Annotated in this window: 11 protein-coding genes; 5 read left to right on the forward strand and 6 right to left on the reverse strand. The window is 67.0% G+C overall.

Going from position 1 to position 15,362, the window contains the following annotated elements; translation table 11 throughout:
• Positions 1-15: 15 nt before the first annotated feature.
• Entirely contained in the window at positions 16-918 is a 903-nt protein-coding gene (locus ABIB25_RS05105; RefSeq protein WP_354527333.1) for a LysR family transcriptional regulator, read from the forward strand.
• 92 nt (positions 919-1,010) lie between these two features.
• Here ABIB25_RS05105 and acmB read toward each other — a convergent pair whose 3' ends face one another.
• Positions 1,011-2,213 carry a methyl acetate hydrolase AcmB gene (gene acmB, locus ABIB25_RS05110; RefSeq protein ID WP_354527334.1) on the reverse strand — a complete coding sequence of 401 codons (1,203 nt, stop codon included), beginning with the start codon at positions 2,211-2,213 and terminating at the stop codon, positions 1,011-1,013.
• A gap of 269 nt (positions 2,214-2,482) precedes the next feature.
• Here acmB and ABIB25_RS05115 point away from each other — a divergent pair, with 269 nt between their 5' ends.
• Entirely contained in the window at positions 2,483-3,397 is a 915-nt protein-coding gene (locus tag ABIB25_RS05115) for a universal stress protein (protein ID WP_354527335.1), read from the forward strand.
• Positions 3,398-3,404: 7 nt separating this feature from the next.
• Here the strand turns inward: ABIB25_RS05115 and ABIB25_RS05120 are convergent, their stop codons facing one another.
• Together ABIB25_RS05120 and ABIB25_RS05125 are read right to left on the reverse strand one after the other, a co-directional pair.
• A complete protein-coding gene (locus ABIB25_RS05120) occupies positions 3,405-3,728 on the reverse strand; it encodes a hypothetical protein (RefSeq protein ID WP_354527336.1) in 324 nt (107 codons plus the stop codon).
• 137 nt (positions 3,729-3,865) lie between these two features.
• A complete protein-coding gene (locus tag ABIB25_RS05125) occupies positions 3,866-4,345 on the reverse strand; it encodes a universal stress protein (protein ID WP_354527337.1) in 480 nt (159 codons plus the stop codon).
• A gap of 270 nt (positions 4,346-4,615) precedes the next feature.
• On the opposite strand from ABIB25_RS05125, the gene ABIB25_RS05130 reads away from it, so the two are divergent.
• Positions 4,616-5,197, forward strand: a complete 582-nt coding sequence (locus tag ABIB25_RS05130) for a hypothetical protein (RefSeq protein WP_354527338.1) — start codon at positions 4,616-4,618, stop codon at positions 5,195-5,197.
• Between the two features lie 89 nt (positions 5,198-5,286).
• On the opposite strand, the gene ABIB25_RS05135 is transcribed toward ABIB25_RS05130, so the two are convergent.
• Both ABIB25_RS05135 and ABIB25_RS05140 read right to left on the reverse strand, forming a co-directional pair.
• Positions 5,287-5,934 (reverse strand): response regulator, encoded by a 648-nt coding sequence (locus ABIB25_RS05135; protein WP_354527339.1) that lies wholly within the window; start codon positions 5,932-5,934, stop codon positions 5,287-5,289.
• Positions 5,931-7,601: a sensor histidine kinase gene (locus ABIB25_RS05140; RefSeq protein WP_354527340.1), complete on the reverse strand. Its 1,671-nt coding sequence runs from the start codon at positions 7,599-7,601 to the stop codon at positions 5,931-5,933. The genes ABIB25_RS05135 and ABIB25_RS05140 overlap by 4 nt, the downstream gene beginning before the upstream one ends.
• Before the next feature lie 190 nt (positions 7,602-7,791).
• On the opposite strand from ABIB25_RS05140, the gene ABIB25_RS05145 reads away from it, so the two are divergent.
• Both ABIB25_RS05145 and ABIB25_RS05150 read left to right on the forward strand, forming a co-directional pair.
• A complete protein-coding gene (locus tag ABIB25_RS05145) occupies positions 7,792-8,247 on the forward strand; it encodes a BON domain-containing protein (RefSeq protein WP_354527341.1) in 456 nt (151 codons plus the stop codon).
• 293 nt (positions 8,248-8,540) lie between these two features.
• The gene (locus ABIB25_RS05150; RefSeq protein ID WP_354527342.1) at positions 8,541-12,746 is read left to right on the forward strand and encodes a beta-galactosidase; all 4,206 of its coding nucleotides are present in this window, start codon (positions 8,541-8,543) and stop codon (positions 12,744-12,746) included.
• Positions 12,747-12,856: 110 nt separating this feature from the next.
• Here ABIB25_RS05150 and ABIB25_RS05155 read toward each other — a convergent pair whose 3' ends face one another.
• On the reverse strand, positions 12,857-15,265 hold the full coding sequence (locus tag ABIB25_RS05155) for a phosphoketolase family protein (protein ID WP_502919747.1): 2,409 nt from the start codon (positions 15,263-15,265) through the stop codon (positions 12,857-12,859).
• Positions 15,266-15,362: the final 97 nt, after the last annotated feature.

Consider the following 15,362-nt stretch of genomic DNA (forward strand, 5'->3'; position numbering starts at 1 on the left):
GTGGAAGGGGGACGGGTGGCTGATCCCAACGATCTGCTGATCCTGCTGGAGGTGGCGCGCAGCGGGACGTTCGCCGCCGCCGGCGCTGCCCTGGGCGTCGAACACACCACCGTGTCCCGGCGGATCTCCTCTCTGGAAAGGGATCTCGGCAATCCGGTGGTGGTCCGAACCGCTCGTGGCTGCGTGCTCACCGAGTTCGGGAGTTCACTGTTGGACGGCGCCGAGCTGATCGAACGGACGATGATGACGGTCGGCGAGCTGTCGTCGAGCCCGGAGGCGGGGAAGGCATCCTTGGCCGGCCTGGTGCGCATTGCTGCACCGGAAGCCTTCGGCGCCTACTTCGTGGGACCGGTGATGGCCCGGATGCACAGCCGGCATCCGGCGGTGACGCTTGAGCTGGTCACCGCCACCCGGCCGCTGGTCCAGGGGGTGGGTGCCGACATCGAGATCGGGGTGGGGGATCCAGCATCCAAACGGGTCGAAGCGTTCACCCTGGCGCACTACACGCTGGGCATGTACGCGTCGCAGGAGTACGTGCGGCGCAAGGGCCGACCGCACGTCCGGACCGATCTGGCGGGTCACTCGCTCATCTACTACATCGACTCCCTGCTGCGGGTCACCGATCTCGACCTGATCGACGACCTGTTCCCCGGCGGGTCAGTGCAGATCGGCTCGACGAGCGTGCACGCGCAGGTCCAGGTCACGCTGGCCGGCGGTGGGATCGGCATCCTGCCGAACTTCCTCGCCGCCGGCACACCGGGACTCACCCGGATCCTGCCGTTCGAGGTCGACGCCGAACTGACCTTCACGGCGGTACTGGCGCCTCGGGTGCTGCGCCGGCCGGCGGCCGCCGAGGTGCTGCGCGAACTACGTGCCGAGGTCGACGCCCGACGCCACGAACTCCGCCCACCCCGCTGACGACACCAGCCGGCGGCCCTCGGCGCCGTTCTGTATGCGCAGTGCCGTTTTGTCTGCGCCGAAAGGGCCCGGCGGGGGGCCGGGCCGCTGACTCAGCCCAGCAGCGCCCGATAGGCCGCTGTCTCGAAATCGAGATAGCCGCCGACGGAGAGGGCGTCGGCGAACGGGAGGATCTGGGTACCCCAGAAGCCCCCGATGCCGTTCTTCGGATCGATCCAGTAGTACAGGTTCGCGAGCCCCGCCCAGGCGATGCTCCCCGGCGGCCGTCCCGTCGGTGCCTCTTCGTCGTTGACCATGAAGGTCAGCGCCCAGGACTTCGACTGACCGGGGAAGAACTCGGCGTCGTTGGACAGCGACGGGATGACGCCCGGCAGCATCTTGATCTTGAGATCACCGAGGTGGTTCCGCACCGCGAAGTCGACGGTGTCAGGTTGCAGAACCTGCTCGCCGGAGTCGGAAGCGCCCTTGTTGAGCCACATCCGGATGAACTTCAGGTAGTCCGGCACCGTCGAGTGGAGCCCGTGGCCGCCCATGTGCACCTCGGGTTCCGGTAGCACGAACTCGGTGGGCGTCAGGCTGCCGTCGCTCTCGCGCTGATGCATGGTCGCCAGCCGCGGTCGGGTCGAACCGTCGAGCGGGAACGCAGAATCCGTCATTCCGAGCGGCCCGAACACTCTCTCCTGCATGACTTCTCCGAGGGACTTGCCGGTGATGCCCTCGACCACCTGGCCGGCCCAGTCGATGTTGCTGCCGTACTCCCACTCCGTGCCGGGATCGAACAGCAGGGGGCTCATCAGCGACTTGCGGGTGGCCGCCACGATGCTCGGCTGACCGTGCTCGGTGGCGAGGCGGTTGTACTGCTCGTTGAAGAAGTCGTAGCCGAATCCCGCGGTGTGCAACAACAACTGCTTCGTCGTGATGTCGCTCTTCGGTGCACGGAGGACCGGGTTGCCGGCGTCATCGAATCCGTCGAGCACCTGGATGTCACCGATCGCCGGCACGTACTCCTTGGCCGGCGCATCCAGATCCAGCTTGCCCTCCTCGACCAGCTGCAGGGCCGTCGTGCCGGTGATCGCCTTGGTGGTGGAGAAGATCGCCATCACGGTGTCCGTCGTCATCGGTGCGTTCGTGGCGAGATCACGCACGCCGGAGGCGCCGAGGTAGAAGGTCTCCTCGCGGTTCGTCAGGCCGGCCACGACGCCGGGCACGCGCTGTTCGGAACTCGTGGCGGCCTGCACGACTGCGTCGGCGGCCGCAGCGACGGCTGCCGGGTTGGTGCTGGTGGGGACACTCATGACGTTTCCTCTCGACGTTGAAAAGAGCCGAACCCACCGCGAGGGCGAGCGATGAGCACAGTCTGGCCGATCGGGCGGCCGGAGAGAAGTGCCGAGATGACGCAAGACCGGAGTGCCGGAATCCGGCCCGCCGTCCCGCCGGCCCTCAGGAGATCTTCTGCCCATGCTCCGGTGACCTTCTGCTCTGGTCGGCCCCGTGCGTGTCGGTCACGCTCGGGAGCGAAGCAGGCGATTGGTTCGACAATTGCCGCCGCACAGAGGGAGTCGTCATGAATACGATCGCAAAGAATGTCGTCCTGGTCGGGGTGGATGGGTCGTCGTCCTCGGGCGCAGCCGCGATGTGGGCGGCCCAGGAGGCGGAACGACGAGGATCGGCGCTGCACCTGCTCCAGTGCTACGACGTGGCGGTGACCTTCGCCGGACCGGGGGTCGTCATCCCCACCAGTGTCTACGAGGACGTCGAGCACTGGGCGCGGTGGGCGGTTTCCGCGGTCCGCGATGCCATCGCCGCGCTCCACCCGGACCTCGCGATCACCACGGACGTCCGGGAGGGTGCGCCGGTCCGCTTGCTCCGAGAAGCCTCGGAGGGGGTGTTGCTGACGGTCGTCGGGTCGCACGGGGACAGCGAGATCGCCGAGTCCATCCTCGGTTCGGTCGCCCTGCGGGTCGCAGCCGGAGCGGCCGGCCCGGTGGTGGTGATCAGGACCGATCCGACGGCCGGCCCCGCACAGGGGTCCGGTCCGGTCTGGGTCGGCCTGGACGGCTCCGGCGATTCCGAAGGGGCTCTGGCTTTCGCGTTCGAGGAGGCCTCGATGCGGGGTACCCGGTTGGTCGCCGTGCACAGCTGGAACAACCAGCCGGCCGACGGCTTCGTCCGTCCGTACCCGGTCGAGGTGGACCGGGAGCGCTTCGAACAGGAGCGCCGCCTCCTGGCCGAGCAGCTGGCGGGCTGGTCCGAGAAGTACCCGGACGTCGAGGTCCACCCGGTGGTGCTGCGCGGCCGTCCGGCCGCCAGCATGTTGGAGCACTGGAAGGAGACGACCGCCGACAACAAGCCATCGCTCCTCGTGGTCGGGAGTCGCGGCCACGGAGGGTTTGTCGGGTTGCTGATGGGTTCGACGAGCCAGGCCCTGATCGCCCACGCCCCGTGCCCGGTCGCGGTGGTCCGCCCGCACATCTCCTAGGACCCCGTCACGGTCGGTCCGGCTCCATGAACGGCGCAGCGTGAGGCAGGTCCTCCCGCATCCGCCGGATCTGCACTCTCAACGCTCGATCCCCCTCCTGCCCACGCCCGATCAGTTCCTCCGCCAGGTCATCCAGGATGTCGATGACCTGGCGTCGGCGTGTGGCGTCGGCTGGCGGTTCGGTCGAGATCTCCTCCAGCAGCTGTCGAACGTCATCGCCTGACCGGTACATCGCCGGCACTGTTGCGTGGGGCACCGGTCCGGCGGCGTGAGTTCGCAGGGCCGGGGAAGCGTTGATGGCCAATGGATCTCCAGACACGTTCGTGGACATCGGATCTCCAGAGGCGTTGGTGGTGACGTTCCAGGGGACAGGGGTGACGTTGCAGGGGACAGGAAGGAGCCCGGCTCCGTCTGGTTCTCACCAGGGGAGTCGGGCTCGGCCGGGTCAGCCGCGTACGGGCGGTGTCGTCAGCCGGACACCAGCTCGGGGTGGAGCGGGTGGTGCCAGCTGACCGAGCCGGCGCGATCGACGGTCACCACCGGCGAGCGGGCCTGCTTGCGGCAGACAGTGCCGATGGCACCGTGGGCCAGGTCCCGCATGACGGTGGTCTGACGGACCCCGAGGACGAGCAACCGCGCGTGGGCGGAACGACCGACCAATCGCCCCGCCGGATCTCCGGAGAGGCTGATTTCGGTCACCGTCGGTGGATCGGGCATCTCCGCGACGGCAGCCTCTACCTCGTTGTGCAGCATGCAGATCGAGGCGATCTTGAGTTCGTGGGCCGGCGCCAGGACCAGGTCCGGCAGCGTCTGTGCCGTCCAGCAGTGCAGGACCTCGACCGGGGCGCCGACGGCCGCCCCCTCCCGCAGCGCCCAGCGAAGGGCCGCGAGACTGTTGGTCGAACCGTCGATACCGACGACGATCGGGCGATCTTCGGAAATGCTCATGTCGAATGCTCCTGCCAGGGTGGGCGATTCCACCCGGATCGGTGGTCTGACCATCAGTCAAGGCCCCGACGGGGCAGCTTCCCAGGGTCGAAAGTCACTCCATCGCAGGACTTGCGGGCGGGTTGTCCCGACCCACTGCCTACCTTCTGCCCTGCCGGCGGCCGAGGTCGATCGACCATGATCAAGTGGACATCGACCCCCCAACGCGTTCCGACGCCGAACCCCTCACGGGCAGTCCTCCGGCAGACAGCGCAGATCAGGAGCATCACCATGAGCGCCGTCATCACTCGCCCTGGCACCACCGAGATCTCGACATCCGTTGTCGTGCAACGGCGATCATTCGCCGGTATGGCGACCGACGTGTTCAGGTTCGCCCTCGCGATCCTGTTCCTCTGGCCCTTCCTCGACAAGACGTTCGGCCTCGGATACTCGACCCCCAGCGCCAAGTCGTGGATCAGCGGAGGGTCGCCGACCAAGGGCTTCCTCGGTCATGTCGAGGTCGGCCCGTTGCAGTCCACCTTCCGGAGCATCGCCGGTAATCCGGTGATCGACTGGTTGTTCATGCTGACGCTGCTCGGTGTCGGAGTGGCATTGGCACTGGGCGTCGTCCTTCGGATCGCCGCGCTCTCCGGGTCGATCCTCCTGGTGCTGATGTGGGCGGCCGAGTGGCCGCCGGCCCACTTCGGCTCGACCGGTGTGGCCACCGGTTCCACCAACCCGTTCCTCGACTACCACCTGATCTTCGCCCTGGGGCTGATCCTGGTGGCAGCCGTCGGTACGGCGTCCACGTGGGGCCTCGGCAAGTGGTGGACCGGCCGCGAGGTCGTGCTCGCCCACCCTGTCCTGCGGTGAACGACTACCCGGCCACCCGGGTCGAATGAGCAGAACCGACCGAAAAGCCCGGCCGGATCAGCGGTTTCCACCGCGGATCCGGCCGGGCTTCAGCGATTGATCTCGGCGCCGAAGACCGCGGCCTGCGTCCGACGCTGCATGCCCAACTTGGCCAGCAGGGCTGACACGTAGTTCTTCACCGTTTTCTCGGCCAGGTGCAACTGCTCGCCGATCTGCCTGTTCGTCAACCCACCGGCGATCAGATCCAGGATCTCCCGATCCCGGTGGGTCAGCCCGTCGAGGCGCTCGTCGTGTGGAGCGCCGTCGCGGAGGCGGGCGAGCAGTCGGCCGGTCACCTTGGGATCCATCAGCGATCGGCCCGCCGACACCTGGCGGATGGCGTCGACCAGTGAGGAACCGCGGATCTCCTTCAGCAGGTAGCCGGCTGCTCCGGCCATCACCGCGGCGAACAGCGCGTCGTCGTCGTCGTAGGAGGTCAGGATCAAGCACTGGATCTGTGGTTGGGCGGAACGGATGTCGCGGCAGACGTCGATGCCGCTCCCATCGGGGAGCCGGGCGTCCAGCACGGCCACATCGGGCCTGGCTGCCGGAATTCTGGCCAGGGCCTCGGCCGCCGTTCCAGCCTCGCCGACGATCTCGAGGTCGTCCTCGGCACCCAGCAGGTCGGCGATCCCGCGTCGCACGATCTCGTGGTCGTCGAGCAGGAAGACACGGATGGTGTCGTCGGGAGCAGTCATTCGATGGGAACCTTCCATTGCAGGTGCGTTCCTTGCTGCGGTCCGGGTTCCAGCGTGAACCGTCCGTCCCGCCGCTCGGCACGATGACGCATGTTCGCCAGACCGCTGTTGCGGGCCGACGTTCCGGGACCGACGCCGTCGTCGACGACGTCGAGGGTCAACCACCCGTGGTCGAGCACGAGATCGACTTCCACGGAGCGGGCGCAGGCGTGGCGGGCGACATTGGACAATGCCTCGCGCAGGACGGCCCGTAGGTCCTCGGCCAATTCAGGACCGACCATCGTGTCGATTGCCCCGGCGAACCGGATCCGGGGCGCCGGATCCATCGTCGTCGATACCTCGTCGACGGTCCGCAGCAGTTGGGCGCGCACCGTGGTCTGGCCGCTCGGATGGGTCTGCAGAGCGAAGATCGAGGTCCGGATCTGCCGGATGGTGTCGTCGATGTCGGTGACCACCCGGTTCAGCCGGTCGCTCGAGTCTGCCACCCGACCCGATAGCACACTCTGCACCGTCAGGCCGGCGGCGAACAGCCGTTGGATGACGTGATCGTGCAGGTCGCGGGCGATCCGGTCGCGATCCTCCAGCAGAGTGAGACGATCCTGCGTGCGGCGGGCGTCGGCGAGTTCCAGCGCCATCGCGGCGTGGCCGGCGAAGGTCCCGGCCATGTCGAGTTCTGCTGGTGAGAATGCAGGGCGCCCGACCAGGCGACCAGCCAGCATGGCCCCGCGCGGAGCCCCGGAACCGGTCAGCGGCAATGCGATCACCGGTCCGACCTCGACGACATCGGAGAGGTGTACCCGAAGCTCCTCCGTGTTGTTCGCGGTGGTGATCCTGATGGGTTGGCCGCTGTCGATGGCCGCCTGCGACAGGGTGTCCGCCTGGGCGTAGACCCGCCCGATCAGCTCCGTGGCACCGACGCCGGTCGCCACCTCGATTCGAAGGCGGACGCCGTCACCGACTGGGAGGACAACGGTCACGACGTCGGCATCGGCCATCGTCATGACCTTGTCCGCGATGTCGTGCAGAGCGGATTCGCCCGGTCTGGTCATCAGGCGTCGGGTGATCTCGGTCGAGGCTTCGAGCCAATCCTGGCGGCGCTGGCTGTCGCGGTAGAGGCGCGCGTTCTCGATCGCGATGGCAGCGGTGCCGGCCAGCGTGACGGCCAGCTCCGTGTCCTCCTCGGTGAAGGCACCCATCCGGCTCTCGGTGAGGTAGAGGTTGCCGTAGACGGCGTCGCGCAGCTTGATCGGGACGCCAAGGAAAGAGTTCATCGGTGGGTGGTGGGCCGGAAACCCGGAGGAGCGTTCGTCGGCACCGATGTCGGTCAGACGTACCGGCTCCGGGTGGGCGATGAGGGTGCCGAGCAGACCGTTGCCCTTGGGCAGAGCGCCGATGGCGTCGACGTCGGCCTGATCCATGCCGACGTGGATGAACTGCTCGAGGGTGCCGTCCGACCCGATCACCCCGATGGCCCCGAAGCGGGCGTCGGTCAGGTCGCAGGCCGCCTCCACCACGCGGCGCAACACCAACGGCAGTGAGAGCTCGCCGGTGATGGAACCGTTGGCCGCCAGTAGTTTTCGGAGGCCATCCCGGGCTGCGACGACCTCGCCGGCTCGCCGGACCAGCTGCTCGAGGAGCTCGTCGATGTGCAGTTGTCCTTCGGGCACGCACACCTCCGGTCGTCATCGTGGCGCCACGGCCGGGGGCCCAGGCGAGGCATAGTCCACTGAAGCATGGCATCGCCGCCCAAGTCCGGATAGGGCACAAGGTCCTTTGCCGGCCGTCGCGAGCACCGTCGTCCGATGGTCAGGACCTTGTGCCCTGGTCGGGGACGGGTGGACGAGGCAGTATCGATCGATGAGCGGAATCGCGCAGCGAACAGACCAGCAGTTGCAGGACGCCGTGACGGACGAGTTGCGATGGACGCCGAGCGTGAACAGCGCACAGATCCGGGTGGTGGTGGCCGGCGGTACGGCGACCCTCAGCGGGCAGGTAGCGACCTATCCGGAGACCCTGTTGGCCGCTCGATCAGCACTTCAGGTGCGCGGCATCGTGGCGGTCGCGCAGGAGATCACCGTCCGTGGCCCATGGGCAGCGGCCACCGACACGCAGATCGCCCGGCACGCCGGCGACGCATTGACCATGGCGCCAGACGTTCCGGATTCGGTGAAGGCCTCGGTCCACGAACGCACGTTGACCCTGTCGGGTCAGGTGGCTTCGCAGCACGAGGCGCAGGCGGCCTGCCGGGCGGTCAACTACATCCCCGGCTTGGAGATGGTCGTCAACGAGATGACGATCGGTCCCGAGACCTGACCGAGGGAATCAGCCACCACGCACCCCCGGTCGATGGGATCCCCCGAGCGACCGGGGGTGTTTGCTGATCCGACTACCGTGATCAAATCGTTACCTGGAGGACCCTTGCGTCTGCGAGCGGTGAGTCTACGGTCCTTAGTTGGGCGTAACTGATTACTTCTGATGATGTTAACGCTCACGAACTGGGGATATTTGTCCGATTGAGTCGGCTTTGAGCCCTCTGTCGTCGGACAGCTCTGGTGGTTGCAGTCCCTGTCACTGACCATCGTCACCGCACCCAAAGGTGGGTTCTGATGCACCGACGCGCAATGTCGCGCTTCCTGGCCGTCCTGTCCGCAGCCACGCTGGCGATCGGCGGTGCGCTGGCCAATGGTTCGATGGCCTCGGCCGCGCCGCCGGCCGCAGCGACACCGGCAGTCGCTGCGGTTTCCGCGGCCGCAGCGCCGGTGCACACGGTGACCTACGACGGCTACTCGTTCATGGTTGACGGCAAGCGGACCTATCTGTGGTCGGGGGAGTTCCACTACTTCCGGCTGCCGAGCCAGGACCTGTGGCGCGACATCCTGCAGAAGATGAAGGCGGCCGGTTTCAACGCCACCTCGCTGTACTTCGACTGGGGCTACCACTCGTCGGCGCCCGGGGTCTACGACTTCACCGGCGTCCGCGACGTCGACAAGCTTCTCGACATCGCCGATGAGCTCGGGATCTACGTGATCGCCCGCCCCGGTCCGTACATCAACGCCGAGGTCGACGGCGGCGGATTCCCCGGCTGGCTCTCCACCACCGCCGGGGGCACCAGGACCAGTGATCCGGGGTATTTGAAGTACTCCGATGAATGGCAGACCCAGATCGATCGGATCATCGCGCGGCACCAACTCACCAACGGCACCGGGTCGGTGATCGAGTACCAGGTCGAGAACGAGTACTACAACGGAAGCGCCGCCGGCCGAACATACATGAAGCACCTGGAGAACAAGGCGACCGCCGACGGCATCACGGTCCCGCTGGTCGGTAACAACAACGGCACCTTCAACTCGGGTGACGCGGCGTTGGACGTCGACGCCGCGGACTCCTACCCGCAGGGTTTCAACTGCAGCAATCCGACCAAGTGGAACGGTGTCCCCGACATCAGCTACGACCACGTGGCGGGAAAGCCGTTGGGCACGGCCGAGTTCCAGGGCGGTGCCTTCGATCCGTGGGGTGGTCCGGGCTACGACAAGTGCGCCCAGCTCATCAACGACCAGTTCGCGAATGTGTTCTACAAGCAGAACATCGCGGTGGGCGCGACCGAGCAGAGCTTCTACATGACCTATGGCGGCACCAACTGGGGCTGGCTCGGGATGCCGGAGAACTACACGTCCTACGACTACGGTGCGGCCATCCGCGAAACCCGCGAACTGGACCCGAAGTACTACCAGGACAAGTTGATCGGCTACTTCACGCAGGCCGTCGCGCCGTTGACCAAGACCGATGCCATCCGCGTGACCCCACCGGATTCGGCTGCCATCATCGACACCGCACGCAAGAACACCGATACCGGAACCCAGTTCCACGTACTGCGTCACGGCGACTCCACGTCGACAACGGTGGACAGGACGCACATCTCGATCGACTTCTCGGCCACGCCGGGCGTTGCCTACACGTTCGACGACGCCGATCCCGCGTTGCAGTACGCCGGCACCTGGTCGCACGTCGCGAACCAGTCCTACACCGGGGGGGACTACCTCAAGACCGAGACCTTCTCCAACACCACCGGTGACAGCGTCACGATTCCGTTCACCGGCACCGCGGTGCAGTGGATCGGGCCCAAGGCGGACAACCATGGCCTGGCCGACGTCTACCTCGACGGCGTCAAGAAGTCGACCGTCGATACCTACGGCAGGGGGGCGCAGGCCGTGTTCTATGCGGCCAGTGGTCTGGCGGCCGGCGCGCACACCCTGAAGATCGTGGTGACGGGTGCGAAGAACGCCGCCTCCAACGGCACGTTCGTCTCCGTCGACGCCATCGACGTGCCGATCGCGACGCAAGCGGCGCCGTCGTACCCGGTGGTCCCGCAGCAGCCGGGCACCGCTATCACGCTGAACGGCCGCGACTCGAAGATCATCGTCGCCGACTACCGGCTGGGCACCAACCAGCTCCAGTACTCCACATCCGAGATCATGACGAACGCGACCATCGCCAAGCGCGACGTCGCAGTGCTCTACGGGGACAAGGGAACCGACGGTGAGACGGTGCTGCGCTACGCGAACCGACCGACCGTCACGGCCACCGGTGGAGCTGTCACCACCACCTGGGACCCGGCCACCGGAGACCTCCGGCTCAACTACACCCACTCGGGATTGATCCGCGTGCAGATCAGCGGCGGTGGAGGGGGTTCCGCGCCCCTGCTGCTCCTGCTGGCCGATACCGATACCGCAAAGACGTTCTGGCGTCAGGACACCGCGGCAGGTCCGGTCCTGGTGCGCGGTACGCACCTGCTCCGCGGAGCCGTCAGCAACGGGACAGCGCTCGCACTGACCGGCGACAACGAGGACGACAACTCGCTGGAGGTGTTCAGCAGCGCCACCTCGGTGACCTGGAACGGGAAGAAGGTACAGACCCAGACGAGCTCGACCGGTAGCCGGGTCGGCGTCATCGGCATCGCTGCCGCGGTCTCCCTGCCGGCTCTGACGAAGTGGAAGAAGATCGCCGAATCACCCGAGGCAGCAGTCGGTTTCGACGACTCGACCTGGCAGGTCGCGGACAAGACGACCTCCAACAGCATCACCACGCCGGGGACGTTGCCGGTGCTGTTCGCCGACGACTACGGCTTTCACACCGGGAACACCTGGTACCGCGGACGTTTCGCCTCCACCGGCAAGGAAACCGGCGTTACGTTGTCCGCGCAGAGCGGCGGCGGTGCGGCCGCGTCCTCAGTCTGGCTCAACGGCGTATTCCTCGGCAGTTCCACCGCCGACGGGCAGAAGACCTACACCTTTCCGGCGGGAACGCTCAAAGCCAGGGGCGACAACGTCATCTCGGTCCTGACGGTCAACATGGGGCACGAAGAGGACTACAACTCCTCCAGCGGTAACAAGGCGGCCCGAGGCCTGACGGCGGCCACCCTCGTCGGTTCGCCGTTGAACAACATCACCTGGCGACTCCAGGGTGATCGCGGGGGCGAGGACATCGTCGACACCGTCCGTGGACCGCTGAACACGGGCGGGCTCTACGGCGAGCGTGCGGGTTACACCCTGCCCGGGTATCCGACCGCGGGCTGGAAATCGGTGAAGCTGCCGACGATCGACAAGACACCGGGAGTGTCCTGGTACCAGAGCGACGTGACGTTGAATCTGCCGAAGGGACAGGACACCTCGCTCGGGTTGACCATCGCCGACGACCCGTCCAGGCAGTACCGGGCGGAGATCTTCGTCAACGGCTGGCAGATGGGCAACTACGTCAACTACGTCGGCCCGCAGCACAGCTTCCCCGTCCCCAACGGGGTGCTGAATCCCAACGGCAAGAACGACATCGTCATCGCGGTCTGGAACCTCGACGGGTCCTCCGGCGGGCTCGGGACGGTGGCCCTGACGAACTACGGCACCTACACGTCCTCCCTGACCGTGGCGCAGAACGTGGCCACGCGCTACGTCAGGAGTGTGTATGCGATGCCGACGGCGCCGACATCCTCGGTGGCGCTGCAGGTTCCGTCCACGGTGAGCGCTGGGCAACAGTTTGTGGCGACCGCAACGGTGGCGGTTCCGAAGGGCAAGCCGGCGGCGCAGGGTGTCACCGCATCCCTGGCGGTGCCGGACGGCTGGACGGTGAGCCCACGGTCCAACCCGACCAGCGTGGCGAAGATCAACGGCGGGGCGACGGCGAAGTTCACCTGGACGGTGACCGCACCCGCGATGGTGCCGGCGGTCAATGCCCTGGTCGTCACCGCCCGTCTGGTGCAGGGCGGGAGATCACTGGCTCTGCGCGACGAGCGGATCGTGGGCTCGATCCCGGCGCCTCCGCCCGCCGGTACCGACCAGGTGAGCGATCTGCCGTTCCTCTCCGCCACCAATGGCTGGGGCCCGGTCGAGCGTGACGAGAGCAATGGCGAGAACAAGGCCGGTGACGGCAAGCCGATCACGATGCGGGGCACCGTCTATGCCAAGGGTCTCGGCACCAACTCGCCGAGCGATGTCCAGATCTACCTGGCCGGGGGATGTTCCCGCTTCACCGCAACGGTCGGCGTGGACGACGAGGTCGGCGGCGCTGCCACCGTCACGTTCTCGGTCGTCCTCGACGGCAAGGTGCTGACCACGACACCGGTGCTCAAGGGTGGCGGGGCGACTGCCGTCCTCGACGTGCCGGTGACCGGCGGCCAGGTGATGGAACTGGTCGTGGGTGACGGCGGTGACGGCAACGGCAACGACCACGCCGACTGGGCCAACCCCACCCTCACCTGCTCCCGAGTGGCCCCGCCGCGCTTATCAACTTCGACGGCGCTCATGAACGTGGCTGATTTGTGACGGTTGGGGCAGAAATCGACCCGATCATGAGCGCGGAGGAAGTTGATAAGCGCGACTGGTGGGTGTGCGGGGCGGGTCAGGCGGGCCGGCGGTCCGGGCGGGTCAGGGGGTCAAGGGCGGGCGGGCCAGGTCCAGCCGGAGATGGCCGGGTCGTCCTCGCCGTGCTCGCGGGTGTAGGCCCTGGCGGCAAGGCGGGTGTCGACCATCTGCTGACGCACGACGGCCGCGCGGCTGCCGAGCGACGGCACCCGGTCGATCACGTCCATCACCAGGCGGAACCGGTCGAGATCGTTCAGCATCACCATGTCGAACGGCGTGGTGGTGGTGCCCTCCTCCTTGTATCCCCGCACATGCATGTTGGGGTGGTTGTTGCGACGGTACGTGAGCCGGTGGATCAGCGACGGGTATCCGTGGTAGGCGAAGATCACCGGCTTGTCCGAGGTGAACAGCGCGTCGAAGTCCAGGTCGGACAGCCCGTGTGGGTGTTCGGTCTCGGGCTCGAGCCGCATCAGGTCGACCACGTTCACCAACCGCACCTTGAGGTCCGGCAGGACCTCCCGCAGGATGTGCGCCGCAGCAACGGCTTCCAGGGTCGGCACGTCACCGGCACAGGCCAGCACGACATCCGGCTCTCCGTCGGTGTTCCCGGCCCACGGCCAGATTCCGAGCCCGCGGGTGCAGTGGGCGATCGCCTCTTCCATCGTCAGGTAGGTCAGCTCGGGATTCTTGCCGGCGACGATGACGTTGACGTAGTGCCGGCTGCGCAGGCAGTGATCGGCCACCGACAACAGGGTGTTGGTGTCCGGCGGGAGATAGACCCGGACGACCTCGGACTTCTTGTTCACCACGTGATCGATGAAACCGGGATCCTGGTGCGAGAGACCGTTGTGGTCCTGCCGCCAGACGTGCGAGGAGAGCAGGTAGTTCAGCGAGGCGATCGGAGCCCGCCAGGGGATGGTCCGCGTGGTCTTGAGCCACTTGGCGTGCTGGTTGAACATCGAGTCGATGAGGTGGATGAAGGCCTCGTAGCAATTGAAGAGGCCATGACGGCCGGTCAGCAGGTAGCCCTCCAGCCACCCCTCGCACAGGTGCTCGGAGAGCACCTCCATCACACGGCCGTCCGGCGCGAGATGGTCGTCCCCATCGAGCCTCTGGGCATCCCAGGCGCGGTCGGTGGCCTGGAAGACGGCCTGCAGACGGTTCGATGCGGTCTCGTCCGGACCCATGATCCGGAAACGGTCCGGGTTCTTCACCACGACATCGCGCAGGAACTCGCCGAGGACAGCGGTGGCGGCGCTGGAATCGTGGGCCGGCCGGTCCACAGTCACCGCGTAGTCCCGGAAGTCGGGCATCAGCAGGTCGCGCAGCAGGAGTCCACCGTTCGCATGGGGATTGGCGCTCATCCGCCGTGGTCCCTGCGGAGCCAGCTCCTGCAGTTCCGGCATCAGCGCGCCGGTAGCGTCGAACAGTTCCTCCGGGCGGTAGCTGCGCATCCATTCCTCGAGCTGCGCACGGTGGCCGGCATTGGTGCGTGTCTCGGCCAGCGGCACCTGATGCGAGCGGAAGGTGCCCTCCACCTGCACGCCGTCGACGATCTTCGGGCCGGTCCAGCCCTTGGGCGTGCGCAAAACAATCATCGGCCATGGGGCGGCCTTCTCGGTCGATCCGGGGTTGAAGCGCGCCTGCTGCTGGATGGTGGCGATGTCGTCCAGCACGCGGTCCAACGTGGCCGCCAACTCCTGGTGGACGGCCGCCGGATCGGACCCGCCGACGAAGTGCGGGGCGTAGCCGTAGCCGCGCATCAGGTCGGCCAGCTCGGCTTCCGGGATGCGGGCCAGCACCGTGGGATTGGCGATCTTGTATCCGTTGAGGTGCAGCACGGGCAGGACGGCACCGTCGGTCACCGGGTTGAGGAACTTGTTGGAGTGCCAACTCGCGGCCAGCGGGCCGGTCTCGGCCTCGCCGTCACCGACTACGCACATCACCAGGAGGTCGGGGTTGTCGAAGGCTGCACCGAAGGCGTGGACCAGCGAATAGCCCAGTTCCCCACCCTCGTGGATGGATCCGGGAGTTTCCGGCGCCACATGGCTGGGGATGCCGCCCGGGAAGGAGAACTGCCGGAACAGCGCGCGGATACCGTCCTCGTCGCGGCCGATCCGTGGATAGACCTCGGTGTAGGTGCCGTCCAGATAGGCGTTGGCCACCAGCCCCGGCCCGCCGTGACCGGGACCGGTCACGTAGAGCGCGTTGAGGTCCCGTTCCTTGATGACACGGTTCAGGTGGGCGTACAGCAGATTGAGGCCGGGTGTCGTTCCCCAATGTCCGAGTAGCCGCGGTTTGACGTGCTCGGCCAGCAGCGGTTCGCGGAGCAGCGGATTGTCGAGCAGGTAGATCTGGCCGACCGAGAGGTAGTTGGCGGCTCGCCAGTATCGGTCGATGAGCTCGAGCTCCACCGCCGAGAGACGTGGGTGGACCGGCTGGTCGGCCGGCTGGAGATCTGTCACGGAGTGGCTGGTCACTGGAAGACTCCAAGGGTGGTGAGGTGGGTTCCCCCATGGTCGTCGTCCGGCCCACGGTGCCGACAGGGTCGAAGGTCCCCGGACCTCCACGCATCGG

This window comes from Nakamurella sp. UYEF19 (assembly GCF_040546275.1).
Lineage (GTDB): Bacteria > Actinomycetota > Actinomycetes > Mycobacteriales > Nakamurellaceae > Nakamurella.